This window comes from Thermodesulfobacteriota bacterium, assembly GCA_040756475.1.
GTDB lineage: Bacteria > Desulfobacterota > Deferrisomatia > Deferrisomatales > JACRMM01 > JBFLZB01.
In genome coordinates this window covers 1-20,514 of the sequence record JBFLZB010000084.1, presented here as the reverse complement: position 1 = coordinate 20,514, position 20,514 = coordinate 1, and the positions used below count along the sequence as shown (strand labels likewise).

The window sequence follows — 20,514 nt, the reverse complement described above, 5'->3', positions numbered from 1 at the left end:
CCCGGGTGGGCATCCCCGTCCTCGTCAGCCGAAACGCCGCCACCAGCCTCTCCGTAGAGCTCGCGAAGAAGCTCAACATCACCCTCATCGGCTACGTCCGCGCCGGCCGCTTCACCGTCTACAGCGGAGAAGAGCGGATCGAGGGGTAGCGGCGCCCCGGGCCCTTCCGGGAAGTCAGTGGGTTCTGGAGAGGCCCCTTCGGTGTGCTCTGCACCACCTCGCTGCGTGTGCCACAGCTCCCTCTCCCCTCGGGGGAGACGGCCGGGGTGAGGGGGGCGGCCCAGTCACGTCCCCCGCCCCCTGTCCCCCGCCCACCAGGAGCGGGTGGAGGCTTGGCCCGAAGGCTCGGCGTGCTACCAACAAGGGTATGCCCACAGAATCCCGGAAGACCCTGCCCCCGGCCCGCATCCGGGGCTGCGTCCCCCTCTCTCCTCCTGTGTGTTGAGGTCATAGACAACACCCGTTGGCGTTGGTAGTTTCTCCCACATGAGGGCCTCCCCCCCTGGTTCGCCGGCGAGCGGTCGTCGCTGCCGACGCCTTTGTCGACGTGGTGATCTGGCGGATTTCGGAGCTGGTCCCCCGTCAGAGCACGCCTTCGAGTACCGACTCGCGTACGTGGTCGAAGTGCAGTGCGTGCTGCGCTAGAAAAAGGAGCGGGACAAAGGGGAAGCCTCGGCACAAGGGGAGCCGGGAGGAAGCCTACCCCTTCAAGACGTGGGTTCTGCTCCAGATATGAAGAAGGGCGAGAATCTTGGTCAACTGGAGCCGCTTTCAGCCGAGTGACTTCGAGTATGACTTCGACAGCGACAAGCTTGCTGCCCACGGCGTATCGTTCGAGGAAGCAGTGGAGTGTTTCTTTTCCGACTTCGTCGTGCGGCGGAACAAGCAGTTTCGCGACCGCTTCCAGCTGATCGGGCGCAGCTGGGCGGGTCGGCAACTGAAGATCATTTTTCAGGTGAAATCCGGAGACGTGGTTCGGATCATCACAGGATGGCCGCTATGAAGATCAAAAAAGAGCAAGCAAACCGAAAAATCACCTCTTCACGGATCGACGAACTGGTGACGGCCCAAGCAGAAGACGAGGGCGCGTGGGAGAAGCCGATCGAGGTCCGACGGACAAGAGCCGGCTCATTTTCTATCCCTCCGGAGCTTGCCGAGCGGGCCGCCTTCCTCGCCCGAGTTCATCGCGCGGGCGGGATCGAAGAGTGGCTGACGAAGGTCATACGCGAGCGCATCGAGTTGGAGGAAGGCGTCTACACGGCGGTGAAGCGGGAGCTCCAGACAAAGGGCGAGGGCCGAACCCCGGCGTAAACAGGATGCTCCGCCCACCGCGTGAGGGACGTCAAGAGGATGTTCACGCACTCGTGTTGTTAACCAGAGTATCGCGCAGGTGCACGAAGAACGTCCCTGCAGACGACCCCGAACGTCCCTGCAGACGACTCGTCCCCGCAGACGACGATGGGCGCCGTTCGTCCAAAGAAGGGAAAGGATTACGATATGAACAAGGAATACACAGCCGTCATTAAGCAGGATGGCGATTGGTGGGTCGGGTGGATTGAGGAGGTGCCTGGCGTCAACTGCCAAGAATCAACCCGCGAGGAGTTGCTCGAAAGCTTAAGGGTGACCCTGCGCGAGGCGCTCGAATTCAATCGAGATGACGCGCTTTCGGCAGCTGGCGACAGCTATACGGAGGAGCGGATCGCGGTATGAAGAGGCATGAACTGATCACGTACCTGCGGTCGCAGGGGTGTGAGTTCGTGCGGGAAGGCAGCCGTCACTCTTGGTGGCAGAACCGCGCCCACAACAAGCGGTCCGCCGTCCCGAGGCATACCGAGATCAGCAACGATCTTGCGAGGAAGATCTGCCGTGACCTCGGAGTGCCTCCGATTCGGTGAAGCAAAGGGCGAACACGTGGCTGGCTCGGACGGGCGCAAGCGCCACCCGCACAGCCCGAAGGGAGGCAGGCTGTACTGGACATCGAGAGGTGGAATCATGCGCACGGTCGTTCTTGAATTTCGCTCGCTGGAAGATGCGCTGGCGAAAGCCGCGCGCGTGATGGAGAGGGGGCAGGCAGATCGGGAAGTGCGCATCGGCTTCGCCACCTCCGAGCTCCTGTGGAAGGTGCTCACCGCCAACCGCTGGAACCTTCTCAAGGCCCTGTGCGGCGCCGGCCCGGTCTCGATCCGAGAAGGGGCGCGCAGGGTCGGGCGCGACGTCAAGGCGGTCCACGGCGACGTCCGGGCGCTCCTGGAAGCCGGGGTGGTCACCCGGACCCCGGAGGGCCGCATCGAGTTCCCCTACGACGCCGTGAAGGTCGAGTTCCTGTTGCGGGCTGCGTAGCCGCGCCACGATTCCCTCTCCCCCTTGGGTAACGTCTCCCTCCAGGAATCCCCTCTTCCTCCGGGAGAGGGCCCCTCCACCCCCCCCGCACTCCGACGGAAGGACCGGCGGCACCAGGCACAGTGCACCGCCAACACCAACGTTCCGGATCCCCCGGACGTCCCGGATCTCCCGGATCGGAGCTCGGCGCGATCCTGGAAGCCGGGAAGCGGGCCGGCCTTTTCGCGGAAGGCGCGACTGGGGTCTCCGGCAATCCGCCCTGATTGTGGGCACCGCTGCCTTTGACGGAGCCCTGAGGCCCAACCTGTAGTCTGTGGACGTGGGGCCCGGGCTTCGGTAGCATGCGTCGAACAGAGGAGGCGGCCACATGGCGGGACGGACCCACGGGGTGATGCAAGACGAGATCGCGAAGGCCTTCGTCCAGTTCGAGAGAGAATACAAGGGGCGAGGACCCAAGGAGGCGTCTTGTTTCCTCATCGGCGACCTCGTACTGGTTCGGCTGAAGGGCGTGCTGACGCCGGCCGAGCAGCACCTGAGCAAGACCGCGGAGGGGGTGGATCTCGTGAAGCGGGTGCGCTCGAAGCTCGTCGAGGGAGCCCAGCACCTGGTGTACGCGCTGGTGCAAGACGTCACGGGGCGCAGGGTCCTCTCGATGCACGCCGACATCAGCACCCAGACCGGCGAACGGATCTTCGTGTTCACCCTCGACGCGGCCCCCTGAGTCGGGAACAGGAAAGCGCTTGACCCGCAGCACCGAAGACTGATAGAAGCTCTCTCAGAGCAAACTCCTGGGAGGTCTCCCGCGGTGAGCGGGGGTCAGCCGAGGGGTCAGCCGGACACGGGCAAGGCACCGTTCCGGCTTTTGTCGTCTTGCCCCACAGCGCAAGGGCCTTTGCCCCGGCGCCCGACGGCCGGATCGTGGTTTCGCCAGAAGCGAGACCGGGTCCGGCCGTTTCTTGTTCGCGTGGATCGTTGAGCGCTACGACGGGGGACGAGCCCGGCTTTTCACTGTTGGCCCGGAGCTCTCGGCCCGGAAGTGGGGCCATGGAGAATGGATATGACGCTTCTTCCCGGTGTGCCCGACGTGACCGTCCTCGCGGAGAGCATAGGGCGGCTCTATGGAGACGCGATGGGTCGCGCGCCCGAACGGGTGGAAGTCTGCTTGAGTCCGGGGCTGCTGAGCGCCTTGCTGTGCGATTGCGTCTGTCCGGCAGAGGCGGCGCTGGGGTCGGAGGAAACGGGGAGCCGGATTCTGCGAGAGTATCACGACGCCTGTGCCGGCGAGCTCAAGGGTCCCCTCGACGCCCTCGCGCGCCGGACTGTGGGCCAAGGCGTGGTCTGCGCGTGGCTGACCAGTGCGCCAGGCACCCGCCACAAAGTGCTGTTCGCCGTACTTACGTGAAGAACGACAAGGACCGACAGCCCCCGAGCGAGGAGAGGACAAGTGATGACGAGATCGGTAGAGATCCTGATGGGCAGCGCCAACGACTGGCCAGTCATGAAGAAGGTGGTGGGGACACTGGAGAGACTGGAGGTGCGCTGCCAGGTTCACGTGGCCTCCGCGCACCGGGATCCTGCGCGGGTGGTGGCCATCGTATCGGGGGCGCGGGCGCGGGGGTGCGCGGCGGTGATCTGCGGCGCCGGCATGGCGGCCCACCTGGCCGGGGTTGCGGCCGCCCACACCACGCTCCCGGTGATCGGCGTGCCCCTCGCCTCGGGCCCGCTGTCCGGGCAGGACGCCCTGTTGAGCACGGTCCAGATGCCCAAGGGTATTCCGGTGGCGACCGTGGCCGTGGACGGGGCAGTGAACGCGGCCCTTCTGGCCTGCCAGATCCTGGCGGTGGAGAACGCGGGACTCGCGGCACGCCTCGAGGCCCTGCGGGAGGAAGACCGCGTGAGCCTTCTGGAGGCAACCAGGAAATTGGGGGCCGAAGCAGGGGACTGAGGGTGTTCGCCAAGATCCCTTTCCACGATCAACGGCAGACGAATACGACGAGGAGGATTGCGCAGATGAGCGATGCCGTGATGCACACCGACCTGGAAGGGTTGCCTTCCCCTCGGCGGGGTAAGGTGCGCGACGTCTACGACCTGGGGGAGCATCTCTTGATCGTGGCCACCGATCGGATCTCCGCCTTCGACGTAGTGCTGCCCACGCCGATCCCGGGCAAGGGCCGGGTGCTGACCCAGCTCTCGGCCTACTGGTTTCAAGCCCTGAATTCGGTGGTGGCGAACCACCTCGTCTCCACGGACCCGTCCGGCTACCCGGCTGCCGCCCGGCGTCACGCCGCCGTACTGGAGGGGCGCAGCATGCTCGTCCGCAAGGCCGAGCCCCTGCCCGTGGAGTGCATCGTGCGCGGGTACCTGGCGGGGTCGGGCTGGAAGGAGTACCGCAACCGGGGGACGGTGTGCGGGCTGCCGCTGCCCACGGGTCTTCGGGAATCCGAGCAGCTCCCTTCACCCCTCTTCACCCCTTCCACCAAGGCGCCCGAAGGGGAGCACGACGAGAACATCACCTTCGAGGAAGCCGCCGCGGCCGTGGGGGAGGACGTCGCCCGGCGCCTTCGGGACGTGAGCCTCGCTCTCTACCGGGAGGGTGCTCGCCTGGCCGCCGGCAAGGGCATGCTGATGGCCGACACCAAGTTCGAGTTCGGCCTGGGTGCAGGGGGCGGGCTCGTGCTGATCGACGAGGTTCTCACCCCGGACTCCTCCAGGTTCTGGGCCCGCGCCTCCTACGCGCCCGGCAAGCCCCAGGAGAGCTTCGACAAGCAGTACGTGCGCGACTACCTGGAGACCTGCGCCTGGGACAAGACCCCGCCGGGTCCAAGCCTGCCCCCGGAGGTCGTCGCCGAGACGGCCCGCCGCTACCAGGAGATCTTGACCCTGCTCACGGGAGGGGTGCCGGGCACTTGAGTCCTTGAGCGCTGTCTCGAGGCGCCCGGTCCCCTCCCACCACTCCCTGCGTGCCCGCGGCGTGCACCCCTGCGTTGTCCAGGGGAGCCGGCTGGGGACCGCCCGGAGGCAGCCGGCGGAAACCCGCCATTGGGAACGACGGCATGATCGAAAACTTGCTTGACCCGGCGGTGCTCTGCTTCGGCTTGGGCCTCCTGGCGGGGGTTCTGGGGGCTGACATTCGGCTGCCCGGGGCCCTGTACGAGACCCTGAGCGTCTACCTCCTCCTGGCCATCGGCCTCAAGGGGGGGGTGGATCTCGCGTCGGCCGGCTTCGCCCAGGCCGCGCCCGGGGTGGGCGCTGCCCTGGCTCTGGGGGCGGCGACGCCGCTGCTGGCCTATCCCGTGCTGCGTATGGGCGGGCTCGACCGGCCCAACGCCGGCGCCCTGTCTGCCCACTACGGGTCGGTCAGCGCCGTGACCTTCGCCGTGTGCCTGGGCTTCCTCGACCGCGAAGGCGTCTCCTACGAGGCCTACGTGGCCGTCATGCTGGCCTTCATGGAGATCCCGGCCCTGGCGGTCGGGATCCTCCTGGCCCGCGGCCTGGGCAACAACTCGGGCCGTTGGGGTGAAGTATCGCGGGAGATCCTGCTGGGCAAGGGGGTCTTCTTCCTGGTGGCCGGGTTGGTGGTGGGCGCGGTCGCCGGACCCCAGCGGACCCAGGCCGTGGCGCCGCTCTTCTTCGGCCTGTTCAAGGGGGCGCTGGTCCTGTTCTTGCTAGAGATGGGCCTGGTGGCGTCCCGGCAGCTTCGGGACCTGGCAAAGCTCGGGCCCTTCCTGGTCGGTTTCGGCACCTTGGCGCCGCTCTGCTTCGGCCTGCTCGGGGCGGCGGTGGGCACGGCCGTGGGGCTCTCGGTGGGGGGCACGGCGGTGCTGGCCACCCTGGCGGCCAGCGCCTCCTACATCGCCGCGCCGGCGGCCATGCGTCTCGCCGTTCCCGAGGCCAACCCCTCCATCTACCTGACCACCTCCCTGGGGATCACTTTCCCCTTCAACCTCGTGTGGGGGATCCCCCTCTACCTCTGGATGGCCCGCTTCGCTGCGGGGCTTCTGGGTTGACGACGCCGTCCATCGCACAAGGAGACGACCATGGCGGAGCACTATCGCGTTTTGCCCGGGCCGGAGGGGTACCTGCCGCCGGCCGCCGCCCTGCGGGGGGTCTTGCCGGCCCGCCCCGGTGAGGCTTTGATCGAAGGCGAGGCCGTTGCCCGGGACGCGGCGGTCCGCCACATCGCGGCCAGGCTCGCGGGCGCCGCGGTGCCCACCTTCTTTCCCGGGCCCCAGCTCCTGTGGCGCGACACCCCCTACGCCCTGGAGCGGGGACGCCTGGTGCGGGAGATCGCCCGGGAGGCGGGGGCCAAGGTCATCCCCATGCCCGACTACCGGCCCAAGTACCCCATGATCGACCCGGCGGTGGAGATCAACCCCAACCACCCCAATCTCACCATCTGGCACAACCAGATCGACGTGGGCGTGTTCATCGGCGTCCACTGCCACCAGGCCAACCTGGCCTTGCGCATCATCCGGGGCGGAACGGCCTGCTACACCGTCGCCCTGTGCGCCCACGACGGCCATGAAGACGCCCACGTGTCCCTGCGGGACGCCGGCAACGCCGTCCTGGAAGAGCTCCGGGACGCCGTGCGGGCCGCGCAGAAGGGAGGCTCCTGAGCCATGTCCAGCGAAGCGCTGAGGCCCGTACCGGCCCCCTACCTGCTGTTTGAGGCCCGCCGCGAGGAGCAGTTCATCACCGGTAGCGAGGCGGTGCGCGAGGCGGTGCGCCGGGCCAACGTCGACATGGCCATCGCCTACCCCATCACCCCCCAGAGCGAGAGCATGCACCTGGTGGGGGACCTCTACGCCGAGGGCTACCTGCGCGACTACTTCCGGGGCGAAAACGAGTTCGCGGTCATGTCCCAGGTGGCCGGGGCCGCCATGGCCGGCGTGCGGGTCTTCACCGCGACCTGCGGGCCGGGCACCCTGCGGGCGTTCGAGAACTTCCCCATGTGGGCGGGCACGCGGCTGCCGATTGTGATGGCGTTCATGACGCGCGGGATCAACGCGCCCCTGACCATCCAGCCCGACACCATCGAGATGGGCATGCTCCTCGACACGGGCATCCTCATGCTCCACGCCGAGAACGCCCAGGACCTCTACGACATGCTCCTGGGGGCCTTCTCGGTCACCGAGCGCACGGTGGTGCACGTCCCCCTGGGGGTGTTCGTGGACGGGTTCTTCGTCACCCACACCCGCCAGAAGGTGCGGGTGGTGGCCGAGGACGTGAAGCTCGAGCCCTACAACCCGGCCGAGTCGCCGGTGCCCACCGTGGACATGGAGACGCCCCCGGTGCGCTACATGCGCGACCCCTTCGTGATGAAGTCGAACTACGTGAGCTACGCGGCCCACGCCAGCTGGCAACAGGAGATCCTGGCCGCCGCCGAGCGCGCCCGGCCGTTCCTGCGCGAGGTGGTGGGTCCCTTCGTGGAGCAGGAGAACCCGGACGCCCCGATCCAGGTGGTGGCGTCGGGCACCGCCGTGGCCCAGGCCCGGGAGGCGGCGCGGCTGGCCCGGGAAGAGGGACTGGACGTCGGCCTGGTGAAGATCAAGGTGCTGCGCCCCGCCCCCCGGGACGAGCTGCGCCGGGCCCTGGCCCGGGCCGAGAGGATCGTGATCCCCGAGTTCAACCGCTCGGGCTGGCTCGCCCGGGAGGTGGCCTCGATGATCCCCGGCAATGACCGCATCGTCGCCGGGCCCCGGGTGTACGGCGGCATGACCATGCCCCCCGAGGTGATCCTGGACGCCCTCCGGGGCACCCGGGTGGCCGGCGTGTAGATCCGACCCGAGAGAAAAGGAGATCCGACATGTCCCTCGACATCACCCGCATCAACCCGGCGTTCGCCGACGTGATGCCGCAAGAGTACAAGGACCTGGTGGCCGACGGCCCCTTCGGCCGGCAGCTGGGGGTCCGGGACCTGGGCACCTTCCAGGAGCTCCTGGAGGAACACCCCCTGTGCGCCGGCTGCAACCTGGCCCTGGCCTTCCGCGCCCTGGTGGCCTCCCTGCCCAACCCCGAGGACTCGGTGCTGGTGGGCTCCACCGGCTGCAACAGCATCGCCTTCCCCCAGCTCGCCCTCCACAACGTCCACTCCCTCTTCGGCAACCAGAACGCCGTCGCCAGCGGCCTCAAGCGCGCCCTCACCTTGCGCTTTCCGGGCCGGGTGAAGGACGTCGTCGTGGTGGCCGGGGACGGAGCCACGGCCGACATCGGCCTCGACATGACGCTCCACTCCTGGTTCCGGGGCGAGAAGATCACCACCGTCATGCTCGACAACGAGGTGTACGCCAACACCGGCGGCCAGGAGAGCGGCATGACCGCCCAGGGGGAGGTGCGCAACATGGCCCCCACCGGCAAGAAGTTCGAGAAGATCCGCCTGCCGGATCTGGCCGTGGACGCGGGGTGTGCCTACGTCGCCGTGGCCAATACCGGCAATCTCGCCCGCCTCGGCAAGGTCTTCCGCCGGGCCGTACTCGTGGCCCGGGAGGTCGGGCCCACCTACCTCCAGGTCTACACGCCGTGCCCCACCAACCTGAAGATGAACCCCGCGGGCTCCGTGGGCCTGGCCAAGGAGCGGGGGAAAAAGGACTACGGCTTTCGGGAGCACCTGACGCCCGAGGCCGAGCAATGCCTCGCCGCCCGGGAGGGCACGGCTGGCTCCGGGGAAGAGGAGAAGAACGCACCATGACCAGCCCCATCTCCATTCGCATGTCCGGCCTGGGCGGCCAGGGCGTGGTGACCGCGGCCCACATCGTGGGGAGCGCCGCCGTGCTGGACGGCCGAAACGCCGTCGTCAACCCGTTCTTCGGCGCCGAAAAGCGCCTGGCGCCGGCCGAGAGCTACGTGCGCATCGCGGACGGCGAGATCTGGGACACCGGCGAAGTCCTGTACCCCCACGTCATCCTGATCTTCCACCCCGACGTGATCCTGAAGGGCAAGTCCTACACCATGCCGTTCTTCTCGGGGCTGCGGAAGAACGGGGTGATCGTCGTCAACGCCGAGGGGGCGATCGATCTGCCCGAGGCCGAACGGCGGGAGATCTCGGCCCTGGGGGCCACGGTGCGGTTCCTGCCAGCCATCGGCCTGGCCCGGGACGTGGGGGGCACCGAGCTCGCCGCCAACATGGCCATGATCGGCGGGCTCATCGGCGCCACCGGGGTGGTGTCCCTGGCATCGGTCGAGGCAGCCCTGGCCGAGCGCTTCGGAGGCACCCGGAAGTTCGTCGCCTCGGGGCCCACCGCGGCCCTCGACGACGAGCTCCGCAAACAGTACGACAAGACCGAGAAGCTCATCGCCGCCAACATGGCGGTGCTGCGCGCCGCGGCCGCCCGCGTGGCCCGGTAGCCGCCGAACCCGAGCCCCCGGCAAGGGCCCAGGGCCGCGCCGGATCACCCCAACGGGAGAATCGACCATGTACGTGACCGCCTCGGTCGACGACGAACGCTGCAACGGGTGCCGGCTCTGCATCCTGGCCTGCCCCGAGCCCAACACGATCGTTCATTTCCCCGCGCCCCAAAAGGTCCGGGTGGTCGCCGCCCGGTGCAAGGGCTGCGGCCTGTGCGTGGAGCACTGTCCCCGGGGGTGCGTCAGCCTGGAGCGCCCGCCCGCGGCCGCCGGCGCCTGAGCCGGTCCTTACGGTGAAGGAGACCCCTGTGAACGCGACACCGATACCCTACCGGGTCCGCCCCGGGCCGGAAGCGTACCTCGCGCCCGCGGCCGCCACGCGGGGCATCGTGCTCCCGGAACCGGGAGAGGGCCTGATCGAGGGCCTCGCCGTGCCCGAGGCCGAGGCTCTCGACGCCATCGCCGCCCAGCTCGTGGCGGCCCGCCGTCCCACCCTGTTCCCCGGGCCCCTGGTTCTGTGGGCTAGCGCCCCCAAGGGGTTGGCCAAGGCCGCGGCGCTGCTGGAGCTGGTGGCGGCGGTGCCGGGCATGCGCATGATCCCCATGCCCGACTACCGGCCCAAGTACCCGCGGATCCACCCGGACCGGGAGATCAACCCCAACCACCCCAACCTCACCATCTGGCACAACGAGATCGACGTGTGCCTGTTTGCCGGGGTCCACTGCCACTACGCCAACATCGCCCTCAAGATCATCCGGGCTGGCAGCTCCTGCTACACCATCGCCCTGTGCGGCGAGCGCGGCCACGAGGACGCCATGATCACCCTGCGGGACGCGGATGCGGCCGTAATCGGGCGGCTCACCGAGGCGGTGGCACGGGCCCAGAGAGGAGCCGTCCATGGCTGAGCGCACGGCGGTGAGCCCGGAGCACCTGCTCTTCGAGGCGCCCCGGGAGAAGCACTACCTGATCGGCAACGAGGCCCTGGCCGAGGCGGTCAAGCGGGCGGGAGTGGACGTGGTGGTGGTCTACCCCATCACCCCCCAGAGCGAGGTGAGCCACTTGTGCGGCGACCTCTGGGCCGGCGGCTTCATCGGCGACTACTACCGGGGCGAGGACGAGCTCCACGTCATGGTCTCGGCCATGGGGGCGGCGGCGGGGGGCACCCGGGTGTTCACCGCCACCAGCGGCCCCGGCACCCTGCGGGGCATGGAGGCCATCGCCTGCTGGTCCGGGTACCGGCTGCCGCTGGTGTGCGCCTTCATGGGCCGGGGCGTGGGCACCCCGGCCAACATCCAGCCCGACTCGGTGGAGCTCGCCTACCTGCTCGAGACCGGCATGCTGATCTTCCACGCCGAGCACGCCCAGGATCTGTTCGACATGACCCTGCAGGCCTACGCCATCGCCGAGCAGCCCGAGGTCCACGTGCCCGTGGCCGTGTTCGTCGACGGCTTCTTCGTCACCCACAGCCGGGAGACCGTGGAGCTGCCCCCCGACCACCTAGTGCTCCACCCCTACGACCCGGCCGTAGCGCCGGTGCCGGCCATGGACATGGAGGCGGTGCCGGTGCGCATGGCCCGGGACTGCCTGGTCATCAAGAGCAACTTCATCAGCTACGACGCCAACGCGAGCTGGCAGCAAGAGGTGTGGGCGGCCCACCAGCGGGCGCGCAAGCACATCGACCGGCTGATGGGGGGGCTGGTGGAGGCCGTTCACCCCAGGGCCGAGATCCTGCTGGTGGCGTCGGGCTCGGCCGCCGCCCAGGCCCGGGCGGCGATGGAGGCGGCGCGGGCCGAGGGGCTGGACGTGGGGCTCCTCAAGCTCCGCTCGATCCGTCCCTTTCCCGAGGCCGAGATCGCGGCCCTCACCGAGGGCGCCAAGGCCATCCTGATTCCCGAGTACAACCTCAACGGCTGGCTCGCGCGGGAGGTGTTGTCGCGGATCGACCGGCACTCCCGGGTGTTCGCCGGCCCCCGGGTGTTCGCGGGCATGACCATGGCGCCGGAGCTCATCTTGGACGAGATCCGCCGGCTCGCCCCGGCGCGGCCCTAGAGGAGGCAAACTCATGGATGCACTGAAAGCCGCACCCGGGTACGAGGCGATCCTTCCCCCCGAGTACCGGGAGCTGATCACCGACGGCCCCTACGGCCGCGGCCTGGGGGTGAAGGACCTGGGCACATTCCAGGAGCTGATCGGGGAGCACCCCCTGTGTGCGGGGTGCAACCTGACCACCTCGTTCCGGCTCCTCCTGGCCTCGCTGCCGTGCCCCGAGGAGACCATCGTGGTCACCTGCGCCGGGTGCTTCGGGGTGATCCACCCCCAAATCGCGCTCCACTGCACCATCGCCCCCTTCGGCACCCAGAACGCCTTCGCCTCGGGCCTGCGGCGGGCGCTCCGGGTGCGGTTTCCCGACAAACGCAAGGACGTCATCACCATCGCCGGCGACGGCGCGTTCGCCGACATCGGGTTCGCCCCGTCGTTCCACTCGTGGTTCCGGGGCGAGCGCTTCGCGTCGTTCATGCTCGACAACGAGTGCTACGCCAACACCGGGGGCCAGGCGAGCGGCATGACCCCCCGGGGGGTCGCCCTGAACATGGCGCCCCGGGGCAAGGACTTCGCCAAGATCCCGTTCACCGAGCTGGCCAAGGCCGCGGGCTGCGCTTACGTGGCTACGGTCACGCCGGCCAAGCCCCGGCGGCTCGAGACCGCGGTGCGCCGGGCGATCCTGGTGGCTCGGGAGGTCGGCCCCACCCTGGTGCGCATCGCCTGCGTCTGCGAGACCAACTACAAGATGACCCCCATCGAGGCCTACCGGAAGGCCCAGGAACATGCCTCCCAGGTCGACGAGCACCTGACCGAGGATGCCCGGCGCTACCTCGAAGCGGTCGAGGGCAAAGCGTCCGCCGCGCCCGCCCACCCCCAGCCCACCCCACCCCTGTGAAGGAGCAGCCCCATGCGGATCGACCTCAGGATGTCGGGCCTGGGCGGCCAGGGCCTGGTGACGGCGGCCAACCTGCTGGGCATGGCCGCGGTGAACGACGGCCACTGCAGCGTGGTGGTCCCGTTTTTCGGAGCCGAGAAGCGGCTGGCGCCCACCGAGAGCTACGTGCGGATCAGCGACGAGAAGATCCACGAGCGGGGCGAGGTGGGTTACCCCAACGCCATCGTCGTCTTCCACCCCGACGTGATCCTCCAGGACAAGTGCTTCACCATGCCGTTCTACTCCGGGTTCCGGCGGGGCGGCTGGCTCATCGTCAACGCCGACCGGCCCCTGCTCTCGGAGCGGGACGCGGGGGCCCTGGCCGATCTCGAGGCCCGGGTCCTCTACGTGCCGGCGTCGCGCATCGCCCGGGAGGTGGCCGGCACCGAACTCGCCACGAACATGGCGATTCTGGGAGCCGTGGTGGGGGCCACCGGGGCCGTGACCCTGGAGAGCCTCGAACAGGCCATGGCCCAGCGCTTCGGCGGGGCGAAGTTCGTGGCCTCGGGCACCACGGCGGTCCTCGACGACGTGCTGCGCCGCAAGTACGCCAAGGTCAAAGACCTTGTCGACAAGAACATGGAGTCGATCCGCGTGGCCCTGGCGTTCGTCCAGAACGGGAAGGGGTGAAGCTGAGATGTACTACACCGCGAGACTGAAGGTGCAAAACGAGTGCAACGGCTGCCGGGGGTGCATCCTCGCCTGTCCCGAGGGCAACGCCATCCGGCTGGTGCGCCGGGGCCCCAAGGACGCCGTGGTCCAGGTGGTGGAGGAACGCTGCAAGGGCTGCGAGCTATGCATCGAGCTCTGCCCCCGCGAGGCCCTGGAAACGGTGCTGCGGTAGCGCGCGAGGAGGCACCCGATGGAGCTCAAGAAGCGCCGGCTCGTCACGGTGGTGACCGAGGCCTCCCTTGAGGGACGGGTCACTTCAGACGCCCTGCGGCTGGGGGCCAAGGGGTTCACCTGCTGCGAGGCCCGGGGCGAAGGGCACCGGGGGGCGCGGTCGGGGGAGTGGGAGGGGAGCCGCAACGTACGCATCGAGGTGGTGTGCGGCGAGCCCGTCGCCCAGGCCCTGGTGCGCCACCTCCTGGATACCTACTACGCCGACTACGCCATGATCGTGTATCTGGCCGACGTCGAGGTCATCCGGCCGGAGAAGTTCTGACGCCGCCCGGCAGGCCGCGCCGGGGCTGCGCCGGTCGGACAAAGAGCAGCGGCCCGCAGGGAGCCGCCAAGGAGCCGGCGTGACGCACTACGAGTTCCAGGGCGATCGGCTGGCCGAGGCCTCGGAGCGCCCCGGGACGGTCTGGGTCGCGGTCGCGCCGGACGATCGCGACCAGGCCCTCCTCAAAGAGCGCTTCGGCCTCGACGACTACGACCTGGGCTCCATGCTCGACCCGGATGAAGTGCCGAGGTTCGTGCAGGAAAAGGACCGGATGCTGCTGATCTGGAGGCTGCCCGAGACGGCGACGGTGGCCGAGTCCGTCGAGCTCGGGGTGAGCGTGGCGGGCCTGGCGCTTGCCCGCGATGGCCTCGCCCTCGTGCGCGCCGCAGGCGACGTGTCCTTCGCGGGGCGGGAGTTCCGCCAGGTTGCCGACCCCAGAGACGTGCTGCTGGCGTACCTCCTCCGGACCGTGCGCCACTTCGTCGGGCACCTGAGAGCCATCAAGCAGATGAGCTCCGAGCTCGAGAAGAAGGTCACGGTGTCCATGGAGAACCAGCACCTGCTCCAGATGTTCTCCTTGAGCCGAAGCCTCGTCTACTACGTCGACGCCATCGAGGGCAACGGCGCTGCCCTGGCCAAGCTGCGCAGTGCCGCCGGCCAGCACGGTTTCCAGGCCCGGCACCTCGAGGCCCTCGACGACCTCTTGCTCGAAAACAGCCAGGCAGCCAGGCAGGCCGCGATCTTCAGCTCGGTTCTCAGCGGCCTGATGGACGCCCGGGGGACGATCGTGAACAACAACATGAACGTGCTGCTCAAGAACCTCACGCTCATCAACATCGTGTTTCTCCCGCTCAACCTCATCGCCAGCATCGGAGGCATGTCCGAATGGACCATGATGACGCAAGGGCTCGACTGGAGGCTCTCGTACGGCCTCTTCTGTCTCGGCTTGGTGGCCCTCGGTGGGGCCACCTGGGTGCTCATGAAGAAGACCGTGGACCGGCGCCCCGGGGGGCGCGTTGCCGTGGGCCGCGCCCCGCCGCCCCCGGCGTAGGGCGAGGGCCCGGCGCGGCGGGGTCCCCGTGGTGGCGGCCGGCCGCGGAGCGGGTGCCCCGGGATCCTCCGGCGGCACGGCGATCGGCCACCGTCAGCGTAAAGGCACAGGTCCGATGATGCAGATCCCGGGAGCCGCTGTCCTCGCCGACACCACGCTGCGCGACGGCCTGCAGCACGAGGAGCGCTTCGTGGCCACCGACGCCAAGGTGTGGCTCGCCGAGCAACTGGTGCTGGCCGGGTGCCGGCGCCTGGAGGTGACGAACTACGGCAACCCCCGGCGCATGCCCCAGTTTCGAGACGCGGACCGGCTGCTGAAGGCGCTGCGCGCGAGCAAGATCCTGGGCCCCCTGGCCGCAGGGGTCGAGCTGACCGCTGTCACCATCCGGGAGCAGGCCGTGGAGCGGGCCATCCAGGCTCGCCGCGACGGCTACGGACCCGACCGGCTCCTGCTCATGGTGGCGACGAGCGACGCCTACCAGCGCACCAGCTCGGGCCTCTCCGCCGGCGAGTACTGGCGGATGTGCGAGCGGTACCTGCCGCAGATCCGCGATGCGGGGATGAAGGTGTGCGGGGCCGTGACCACGATCTGGGGGTGCCCGCTGCAAGGCCGCACCGAGACCGCCACCGCCCTGGAGTTCACCCGCCGCTGGCTGGAGCTGGGCGCCGGCGACGTGGAGCACGCCGACCACGACGGCTCCGCCACTCCGGACCGGGTGTACGAGTACTTCTCCGAGCTCCTCCAAGCGTTCCCCGAGCCGCACCGTCACGTGGCCCACTTCCATACCACCCGCGGCTGGGGGCTCGCCAACGTTCTCGCCGCGCTGCAGGCCGGGATGCACCAGTTCGAGGCTAGCCTCGGAGGCATCGGCGGCCAGCCCGCCACCCTGGTGGACGGCGTGCCCGTGCCAGGGGTCGGCGCCTCCTACTCGGCGGACGACTCGGTCACCGGGCTGGTGAGCACCGAGGACCTCGCCGCCATGCTGGACGGGATGGAGGTGGCAACCGGGCTGGACCTGGGCCGGCTCCTCGAGACCGGCCGCACTCTCGAGCGCATCCTGGGGCGGCGCCTGCGCTCCGAGAGCGTGCGCTCGGGGCCGCGTTGCAGGGACCGCTCCGGCCGCCAATGCGGAGCGCCGGAAACCCCGGCGGCGCCCGCCGAGGTTCGGCCGTGACCGGCCCAGGCGAGCAGCCTCTGGTGCTCATCGTCGAGGGCGAGACCGGCCTCCGTGAGATCTTTTGCCGGCTCTTGACCGAGGCGGGCTACTCCGTCCTCGCCGCGGCGGACGGAGAGCGGGCGTAACCGGTCGCCCGCTCTGATCACGCAACATGGGCCAACGGATGGTCAGCGGACTCCGGGGCGTTGGGGTACAGTCGCTGGCCCTCGCGCTTGATCCGGTAGGCGGTGAACTCGTCCCAGAGACCGCTGAGGTGGACGCTACGTAGATGCAGCATCGATTGGGCCCCTTGGAGGACCCAGCGCATTCCCGCGCGCTCAAGTCGGTCCTTGACCAAGTGTCGGCAGGCACCCTCGATCACGCCCGTCGCGATCGGGTAGCCGGCTTGGAGGTACTGGTCGTAGCGCATGCGGTCGCGGTTCTTGTCGAGGAAGTCACAGATCTTGGCCAGTTGCTCTTTCTTGCGGGCCGACAGGCCTCGGTAGTCGGCCATCGATCGCAGGGTGGCCGTGACGGAGCTCACGGTGCCCTTCAGCAAACGACAGCGCGCCGAACACCGAGTGGTACTGCCGCACGTGAAGCTCGGGCAATCGACGCACCCCGCGGCCGTCGGGCAATGCCATCTCTGCACCCACATCTCCGTCACCGGCGCACGTAAAGAAGTGGTTGAGCGCCCACAGACCTAGCTGCAACACGCGTCGCCAGACAATGTCCATGACTATGTCAGCATTTCTCCTCCGAGGTCCGCGCTCGACCGGTTACGCCCGATCGTTTTCAAGGGCGAGAAGGCGGCGGAGCACCCGCCAAACCCGCCGCGCAGCGAGGGCCCGGCGGAGGGCCGGGGCTGGGGCGCCGGACGGTGCCGGGAGCGATGGCCTGCGACTCGGATCCGGCCGCCCCGCCGGCGGGAGGGCTCTCGCCAGGGGCTGAGCCGGAAGGCAAGGCGCCGGGGAGCGTCCCCGCCGCCACCCACGACAGGAGGGGTGATCCATGATCAAGCGCATCTTGGTCGTTCTGGCCGGTACCAGGTACACGCCCGTGGCGATTCGGACCGCCGTGGACCTGGCCCAGCGCCACGGGGCCGAACTGACCGGCGCCACCGCGGTGGAGGTGGACGCCGCGGAGCGCCTGGGGGGCACCCGCACGGGCGTGTTCGCCGAGGCTCTCACCGTGCAGGGCATCCGCCGTTCCGTGGCGGAGTTTGAAGCGGCGTGCACGGCGCGCGGCGTCACGCATCAGGTCCGCTGGGAGACGGGGGAGGACTTCGGCGAGATCCTGTCGCTCTCCCGGCATCACGACCTCCTGGTCTTCGGGCTGCGCAGCGTGTTCGAGTACGAGTTCGGGGACCGGGATCCCGGCGTCACCCTCACAAGGCTCCTCGGCGGCTGCTGCTCCCCGATGGTCGCCGTCCCCGGCGCAGACCGCCCGGTTCGCAGGGTGCTGGTCGCGCACAACGGCTCGGTGGGGTCCGCGCTCGCGCTGCAGAGGTTCCTCCAGTCGGGCGCCTGGCGCAGCGCGTCGCTGCGGATCGCCGTCCTGGGCGAAGCCGCCGGCAACGACCAGGAGGTGCTGCGCGAGGCCGCGGCCTACTGCCGGGCCCACGGCCTCGCGCCGGACCTCCAACACCTTCCGGGCGAGCACCTCCACAAGCTGCTTCCCCAGGCCGCGCAGTGGGGCGCCGACCTCATCGTCATGGACAGCGGTGCCCGCCTCCTGCTGGCGAGCCAGGTGCTCGGTGTAACCACGGTGCACGCCGTCCGCCACGCGGACCAGGCGCTCTTCCTCGCCTAGGGCCAGGGGCGCTGTGAGGGGCTCGCCCGGCGCGGGAGGCCTGCCGCGAAGAGCCCGGCACACCGGCCCCCGAGCCCAGGAAAGCCGCGGCAGAGCCCGTTCGCAACGCGGCCGCGCACACTCGACGAGGTAACGATGGGCCGGACAGCGAAGCACTCGAAGGTGAAGAGCGCCCCCTCGGCGGCCACGCGGCCGGGGGACCGGGCGGCTCGGGGGGCGCGGGGAAGAAGGTGCCGCCGCGCCGGACCTGGCTGTGGTTCGCGCTCATCCTGGGGGCAAACTTCCTGCTCGCACGATTCATCGCTCCAGGCCCCGAGCCACCGCTTGCGGTCCCCTACACCCTGTTCAAAGGCGAGGTCGCGAAGGACAACGTCGAGGCGATCTACAGCCAGGGCGAGACCATCACGGGCCGCTTCAAGGCGCCGGTCACCTACCCGCCCGTGCGCGACGGAGGCGGGCCGGAGCCCGGGCCGGAGCCAGCCGCCCCGGGTCTGCGCGGCGCGCGCCCCCGGGAAGAGCCCCGGGCGGTCGGCTCCTTCCAGACGGTGCTGCCGTCCTTCGCCGACCCCGGCCTGGAGGCCTTTCTCATCGAGCACGGGGTGGAGATCAGCGCCAAACCGATCCAGGAAGGCGCGAGCCCCTGGGCAACGCTTCTGCTCAGCTTCGGCCCGGCCCTGCTCTTCATCGGCTTCTACGTCTGGATGTTCCGGCGAGCGGCCCAGCACGGCGGCCCCGGGGCTGGGGGGCTCATGGGTATCGGCCGGAGCAAGGCGCGCCGCTACGACCAGGAGCACGAGGCGAAGGTCTCGTTCGAGGACGTCGCGGGGATCGACGAGGCCGAGAACGAGCTGGTCGAGATCGTGGACTTCCTCAGGGAGCCCGGGAAGTACACCCGCCTGGGCGGCACGGCTCCGAAGGGCGTGCTGCTGGTGGGCGCGCCGGCACCGGCAAGACGCTGCTCGCCAAGGCGGTCGCCGGGGAGGCGGGCGTGCCGTTCTTCTCCATGAGCGCCTCGGAGTTCGTAGAGATGATCGTAGGCGTGGGGGCGGCGAGGGTGCGAGACCTCTTCAAGCAGGCCCGCGAGCACGCCCCCGCGATCGTCTTCATCGACGAGCTCGACGCCATCGGCCGTGCGCGGGGCCAGATGGCGGTCGGAGGATCGAGTGAGCAGGAGCAGACGCTCAACCAGATCCTGACCGAGATGGACGGCTTCTCCCCCAGGGAGGGCGTCATCGTGCTGGCCGCGACCCATCAGCCCGAGGTGCTCGACAAGGCGCTCCTGCGGCCTGGGCGTTTCGACCGGCGCGTGGTCGTGAACCTCCCGGACAAGGCCGGGCGCGAGGCGATCCTCAAGGTGCACACCCGCAGCGTCCCGCTCGCCAGTGACGCCAACTCGCCGCCGCGACCCCGGGGCTCTCGGGCGCGGACCTGAAGAACCTGGTCAACGAGGCGGCGCTCCTGGCGGCACGGCGCGGGCAGGACGAAGTCTGCCAGAAGGACTTCCACGACGTGCTGGAGAAGATCGTGCTTTGCCCCGAGCGCCCGATCCTTCTCAGCCGCGCCGACAAGAAGCGCATCGCCTACCACGAGGGCGGCCACGCCATCTTGGGCCTGGTGGTGCCCGGCGCCGATCCGGTGAGCCGCGTTTCGATCGTGCCGCGCGGCCAGGCCCTGGGCGTGACCTACCAGCGGCCCGAAAGCGACCGGTACAACTACCCGGAAGCCTACCTGCGCGCCCGAATCATCGGCATGCTGGGGGGCCGCGCCGCCGAGGAGCTTGTGTACGGCGCAAAGACGACCGGCGCCGAAAGCGACATCGAGCAGGCCACGAACCTTGCTCGCAACATGGTCACGCGCTGGGGCATGAGCGAGCGGCTCGGGCTGGTTCAGCTCGCGCCCCGGGAGAACCCCTACCTGGGCCGCCTGGGCGCGTACGCGGGTGCAAAACCGTTCAGTGAGGAGACGGCGAGGGCGATCGATGACGAGGTGCAAAGGATCATCAGCGAGAGCTACGAGGAGGCCAAGCGGCTGCTCACCGTGCATCGGAGTCAGATCGACGCGCTCGCCGAAGCCCTGCTGGCCCGAGGGACCCTCAACGAGCAGGAGGTCCTCACGGTCACGGGGCTTCCGCGGGCGCCAGCCCTTGAAACCGACCCGGGTCCGCGCCCGGGTACGGGAGGTGGTGGTTCGTAGCGCACTTCGCGGCGGAAGGGGGGCGGGTCCTCGCCGGTCGAGAAACAGGCGGAAACGCTAGTGTTCGGGACCCTCCCAGGCCGCCGGCCTCGAGGCCGCCCTCTGGGGTTCGGCGACGGCGGTTCGAGGGGGCCGATCCTGGCCGCCGGCCGCCGGATGCGTTTGACGGCTGGGGCGACAGCGGGTAGGATCGTTTCGTCACCTCCGAAGGGCCTCCAGTGGGCGGCCGGCCGGGCGGTGAAAAAGGGAAGGGAGCCTGAGCAGGTCTACTTCCCGTACCAGATGCGGCGTCTTGTCCTAGAGTGAGGGGGCGCGAGCCCCGGCACCCGACGGCCGGACCCGGACTGCGTGACTGCAGTCCGGTCCGGCCGTTTGCGTTCGGGGGTGCAACCTTCGGAGGAGGTCGTAAGAACTGAAGCAGAATGAAGCAGAATGAATTTTCAGGGATGGGACGGGAATGCCTTGGAATTCAGAAC

The 20,514-nt window shown here is 69.3% G+C and carries 30 protein-coding genes; 29 read left to right on the top strand and 1 reads right to left on the bottom strand.

From position 1 onward, the window contains the following. Positions 1 to 5: 5 nt before the first annotated feature. The 25 genes from AB1578_13225 to AB1578_13105 all read left to right on the top strand — a co-directional run bounded on the left by AB1578_13225 (position 6) and on the right by AB1578_13105 (position 16,179). Positions 6 to 149 carry a formate dehydrogenase accessory sulfurtransferase FdhD gene (locus tag AB1578_13225; GenBank protein MEW6488861.1) on the top strand — a complete coding sequence of 48 codons (144 nt, stop codon included), beginning with the start codon at positions 6 to 8 and terminating at the stop codon, positions 147 to 149. Positions 150 to 751: 602 nt separating this feature from the next. After that, positions 752 to 1,003 carry a BrnT family toxin gene (locus AB1578_13220; GenBank protein ID MEW6488860.1) on the top strand — a complete coding sequence of 84 codons (252 nt, stop codon included), beginning with the start codon at positions 752 to 754 and terminating at the stop codon, positions 1,001 to 1,003. Beyond that, positions 1,000 to 1,311, top strand: a complete 312-nt coding sequence (locus tag AB1578_13215) for a hypothetical protein (protein MEW6488859.1) — start codon at positions 1,000 to 1,002, stop codon at positions 1,309 to 1,311. The genes AB1578_13220 and AB1578_13215 overlap by 4 nt, the downstream gene beginning before the upstream one ends. A gap of 186 nt (positions 1,312 to 1,497) precedes the next feature. Further along, positions 1,498 to 1,710 (top strand): type II toxin-antitoxin system HicB family antitoxin, encoded by a 213-nt coding sequence (locus AB1578_13210; protein ID MEW6488858.1) that lies wholly within the window; start codon positions 1,498 to 1,500, stop codon positions 1,708 to 1,710. Then, on the top strand, positions 1,707 to 1,895 hold the full coding sequence (locus AB1578_13205; protein MEW6488857.1) for a type II toxin-antitoxin system HicA family toxin: 189 nt from the start codon (positions 1,707 to 1,709) through the stop codon (positions 1,893 to 1,895). The genes AB1578_13210 and AB1578_13205 overlap by 4 nt, the downstream gene beginning before the upstream one ends. Before the next feature lie 97 nt (positions 1,896 to 1,992). Next, complete coding sequence (locus AB1578_13200) at positions 1,993 to 2,340, top strand: DNA-binding protein (protein MEW6488856.1); 348 nt, start codon at positions 1,993 to 1,995, stop codon at positions 2,338 to 2,340. 367 nt (positions 2,341 to 2,707) lie between these two features. Further along, positions 2,708 to 3,061: a DUF2294 domain-containing protein gene (locus AB1578_13195; protein ID MEW6488855.1), complete on the top strand. Its 354-nt coding sequence runs from the start codon at positions 2,708 to 2,710 to the stop codon at positions 3,059 to 3,061. Between the two features lie 336 nt (positions 3,062 to 3,397). After that, positions 3,398 to 3,742: a Na-translocating system protein MpsC family protein gene (locus tag AB1578_13190; protein ID MEW6488854.1), complete on the top strand. Its 345-nt coding sequence runs from the start codon at positions 3,398 to 3,400 to the stop codon at positions 3,740 to 3,742. A gap of 45 nt (positions 3,743 to 3,787) precedes the next feature. After that, complete coding sequence (gene purE, locus AB1578_13185; GenBank protein ID MEW6488853.1) at positions 3,788 to 4,285, top strand: 5-(carboxyamino)imidazole ribonucleotide mutase; 498 nt, start codon at positions 3,788 to 3,790, stop codon at positions 4,283 to 4,285. A gap of 65 nt (positions 4,286 to 4,350) precedes the next feature. Then, entirely contained in the window at positions 4,351 to 5,250 is a 900-nt protein-coding gene (locus AB1578_13180; GenBank protein MEW6488852.1) for a phosphoribosylaminoimidazolesuccinocarboxamide synthase, read from the top strand. Positions 5,251 to 5,393: 143 nt separating this feature from the next. Then, positions 5,394 to 6,347, top strand: a complete 954-nt coding sequence (locus tag AB1578_13175) for a sodium-dependent bicarbonate transport family permease (protein ID MEW6488851.1) — start codon at positions 5,394 to 5,396, stop codon at positions 6,345 to 6,347. Between the two features lie 30 nt (positions 6,348 to 6,377). Then, positions 6,378 to 6,956: a carbon monoxide dehydrogenase beta subunit family protein gene (locus tag AB1578_13170; protein MEW6488850.1), complete on the top strand. Its 579-nt coding sequence runs from the start codon at positions 6,378 to 6,380 to the stop codon at positions 6,954 to 6,956. Between the two features lie 3 nt (positions 6,957 to 6,959). Continuing rightward, positions 6,960 to 8,117: a transketolase C-terminal domain-containing protein gene (locus AB1578_13165; protein MEW6488849.1), complete on the top strand. Its 1,158-nt coding sequence runs from the start codon at positions 6,960 to 6,962 to the stop codon at positions 8,115 to 8,117. 29 nt (positions 8,118 to 8,146) lie between these two features. Beyond that, entirely contained in the window at positions 8,147 to 9,028 is an 882-nt protein-coding gene (locus tag AB1578_13160) for a thiamine pyrophosphate-dependent enzyme (GenBank protein ID MEW6488848.1), read from the top strand. Then, complete coding sequence (locus AB1578_13155; GenBank protein ID MEW6488847.1) at positions 9,025 to 9,684, top strand: 2-oxoacid:acceptor oxidoreductase family protein; 660 nt, start codon at positions 9,025 to 9,027, stop codon at positions 9,682 to 9,684. The genes AB1578_13160 and AB1578_13155 overlap by 4 nt, the downstream gene beginning before the upstream one ends. 67 nt (positions 9,685 to 9,751) lie before the next feature. After that, positions 9,752 to 9,964, top strand: coding sequence for a 4Fe-4S dicluster-binding protein (locus AB1578_13150; GenBank protein ID MEW6488846.1), 213 nt, complete (start codon positions 9,752 to 9,754; stop codon positions 9,962 to 9,964). A gap of 28 nt (positions 9,965 to 9,992) precedes the next feature. Continuing rightward, complete coding sequence (locus AB1578_13145) at positions 9,993 to 10,589, top strand: carbon monoxide dehydrogenase beta subunit family protein (protein ID MEW6488845.1); 597 nt, start codon at positions 9,993 to 9,995, stop codon at positions 10,587 to 10,589. Then, positions 10,582 to 11,733, top strand: coding sequence for a transketolase C-terminal domain-containing protein (locus AB1578_13140; protein ID MEW6488844.1), 1,152 nt, complete (start codon positions 10,582 to 10,584; stop codon positions 11,731 to 11,733). The genes AB1578_13145 and AB1578_13140 overlap by 8 nt, the downstream gene beginning before the upstream one ends. A gap of 13 nt (positions 11,734 to 11,746) precedes the next feature. After that, positions 11,747 to 12,622: a thiamine pyrophosphate-dependent enzyme gene (locus AB1578_13135; GenBank protein ID MEW6488843.1), complete on the top strand. Its 876-nt coding sequence runs from the start codon at positions 11,747 to 11,749 to the stop codon at positions 12,620 to 12,622. 12 nt (positions 12,623 to 12,634) lie between these two features. Next, positions 12,635 to 13,291, top strand: a complete 657-nt coding sequence (locus tag AB1578_13130) for a 2-oxoacid:acceptor oxidoreductase family protein (protein ID MEW6488842.1) — start codon at positions 12,635 to 12,637, stop codon at positions 13,289 to 13,291. Between the two features lie 7 nt (positions 13,292 to 13,298). Further along, positions 13,299 to 13,505, top strand: coding sequence for a 4Fe-4S dicluster-binding protein (locus tag AB1578_13125; protein MEW6488841.1), 207 nt, complete (start codon positions 13,299 to 13,301; stop codon positions 13,503 to 13,505). An 18-nt stretch (positions 13,506 to 13,523) separates the two neighbouring features. After that, the gene (locus AB1578_13120; GenBank protein ID MEW6488840.1) at positions 13,524 to 13,826 is read left to right on the top strand and encodes a transcriptional regulator; all 303 of its coding nucleotides are present in this window, start codon (positions 13,524 to 13,526) and stop codon (positions 13,824 to 13,826) included. Positions 13,827 to 13,905: 79 nt separating this feature from the next. Beyond that, positions 13,906 to 14,877, top strand: coding sequence for a magnesium transporter CorA family protein (locus AB1578_13115; protein ID MEW6488839.1), 972 nt, complete (start codon positions 13,906 to 13,908; stop codon positions 14,875 to 14,877). 115 nt (positions 14,878 to 14,992) lie between these two features. Next, complete coding sequence (locus tag AB1578_13110; protein ID MEW6488838.1) at positions 14,993 to 16,051, top strand: pyruvate carboxyltransferase; 1,059 nt, start codon at positions 14,993 to 14,995, stop codon at positions 16,049 to 16,051. Beyond that, positions 16,048 to 16,179, top strand: coding sequence for a hypothetical protein (locus tag AB1578_13105; GenBank protein MEW6488837.1), 132 nt, complete (start codon positions 16,048 to 16,050; stop codon positions 16,177 to 16,179). Before AB1578_13110 ends, AB1578_13105 begins: the two co-directional genes overlap by 4 nt. Before the next feature lie 17 nt (positions 16,180 to 16,196). Here the strand turns inward: AB1578_13105 and AB1578_13100 are convergent, their stop codons facing one another. Then, positions 16,197 to 16,577, bottom strand: a complete 381-nt coding sequence (locus tag AB1578_13100; GenBank protein MEW6488836.1) for a hypothetical protein — start codon at positions 16,575 to 16,577, stop codon at positions 16,197 to 16,199. A 467-nt stretch (positions 16,578 to 17,044) separates the two neighbouring features. Between AB1578_13100 and AB1578_13095 the strand changes: the two genes are divergently transcribed. The 4 genes from AB1578_13095 (at position 17,045) to AB1578_13080 (ending at position 20,038) form a co-directional block, all read left to right on the top strand. After that, complete coding sequence (locus tag AB1578_13095; protein MEW6488835.1) at positions 17,045 to 17,845, top strand: universal stress protein; 801 nt, start codon at positions 17,045 to 17,047, stop codon at positions 17,843 to 17,845. Positions 17,846 to 18,075: 230 nt separating this feature from the next. Then, positions 18,076 to 18,852, top strand: coding sequence for an ATP-dependent metallopeptidase FtsH/Yme1/Tma family protein (locus tag AB1578_13090; GenBank protein ID MEW6488834.1), 777 nt, complete (start codon positions 18,076 to 18,078; stop codon positions 18,850 to 18,852). Next, a complete protein-coding gene (locus AB1578_13085) occupies positions 18,834 to 19,277 on the top strand; it encodes an AAA family ATPase (GenBank protein ID MEW6488833.1) in 444 nt (147 codons plus the stop codon). Before AB1578_13090 ends, AB1578_13085 begins: the two co-directional genes overlap by 19 nt. Positions 19,278 to 19,354: 77 nt before the next feature. Then, on the top strand, positions 19,355 to 20,038 hold the full coding sequence (locus AB1578_13080; protein ID MEW6488832.1) for a hypothetical protein: 684 nt from the start codon (positions 19,355 to 19,357) through the stop codon (positions 20,036 to 20,038). Positions 20,039 to 20,514: the final 476 nt, after the last annotated feature.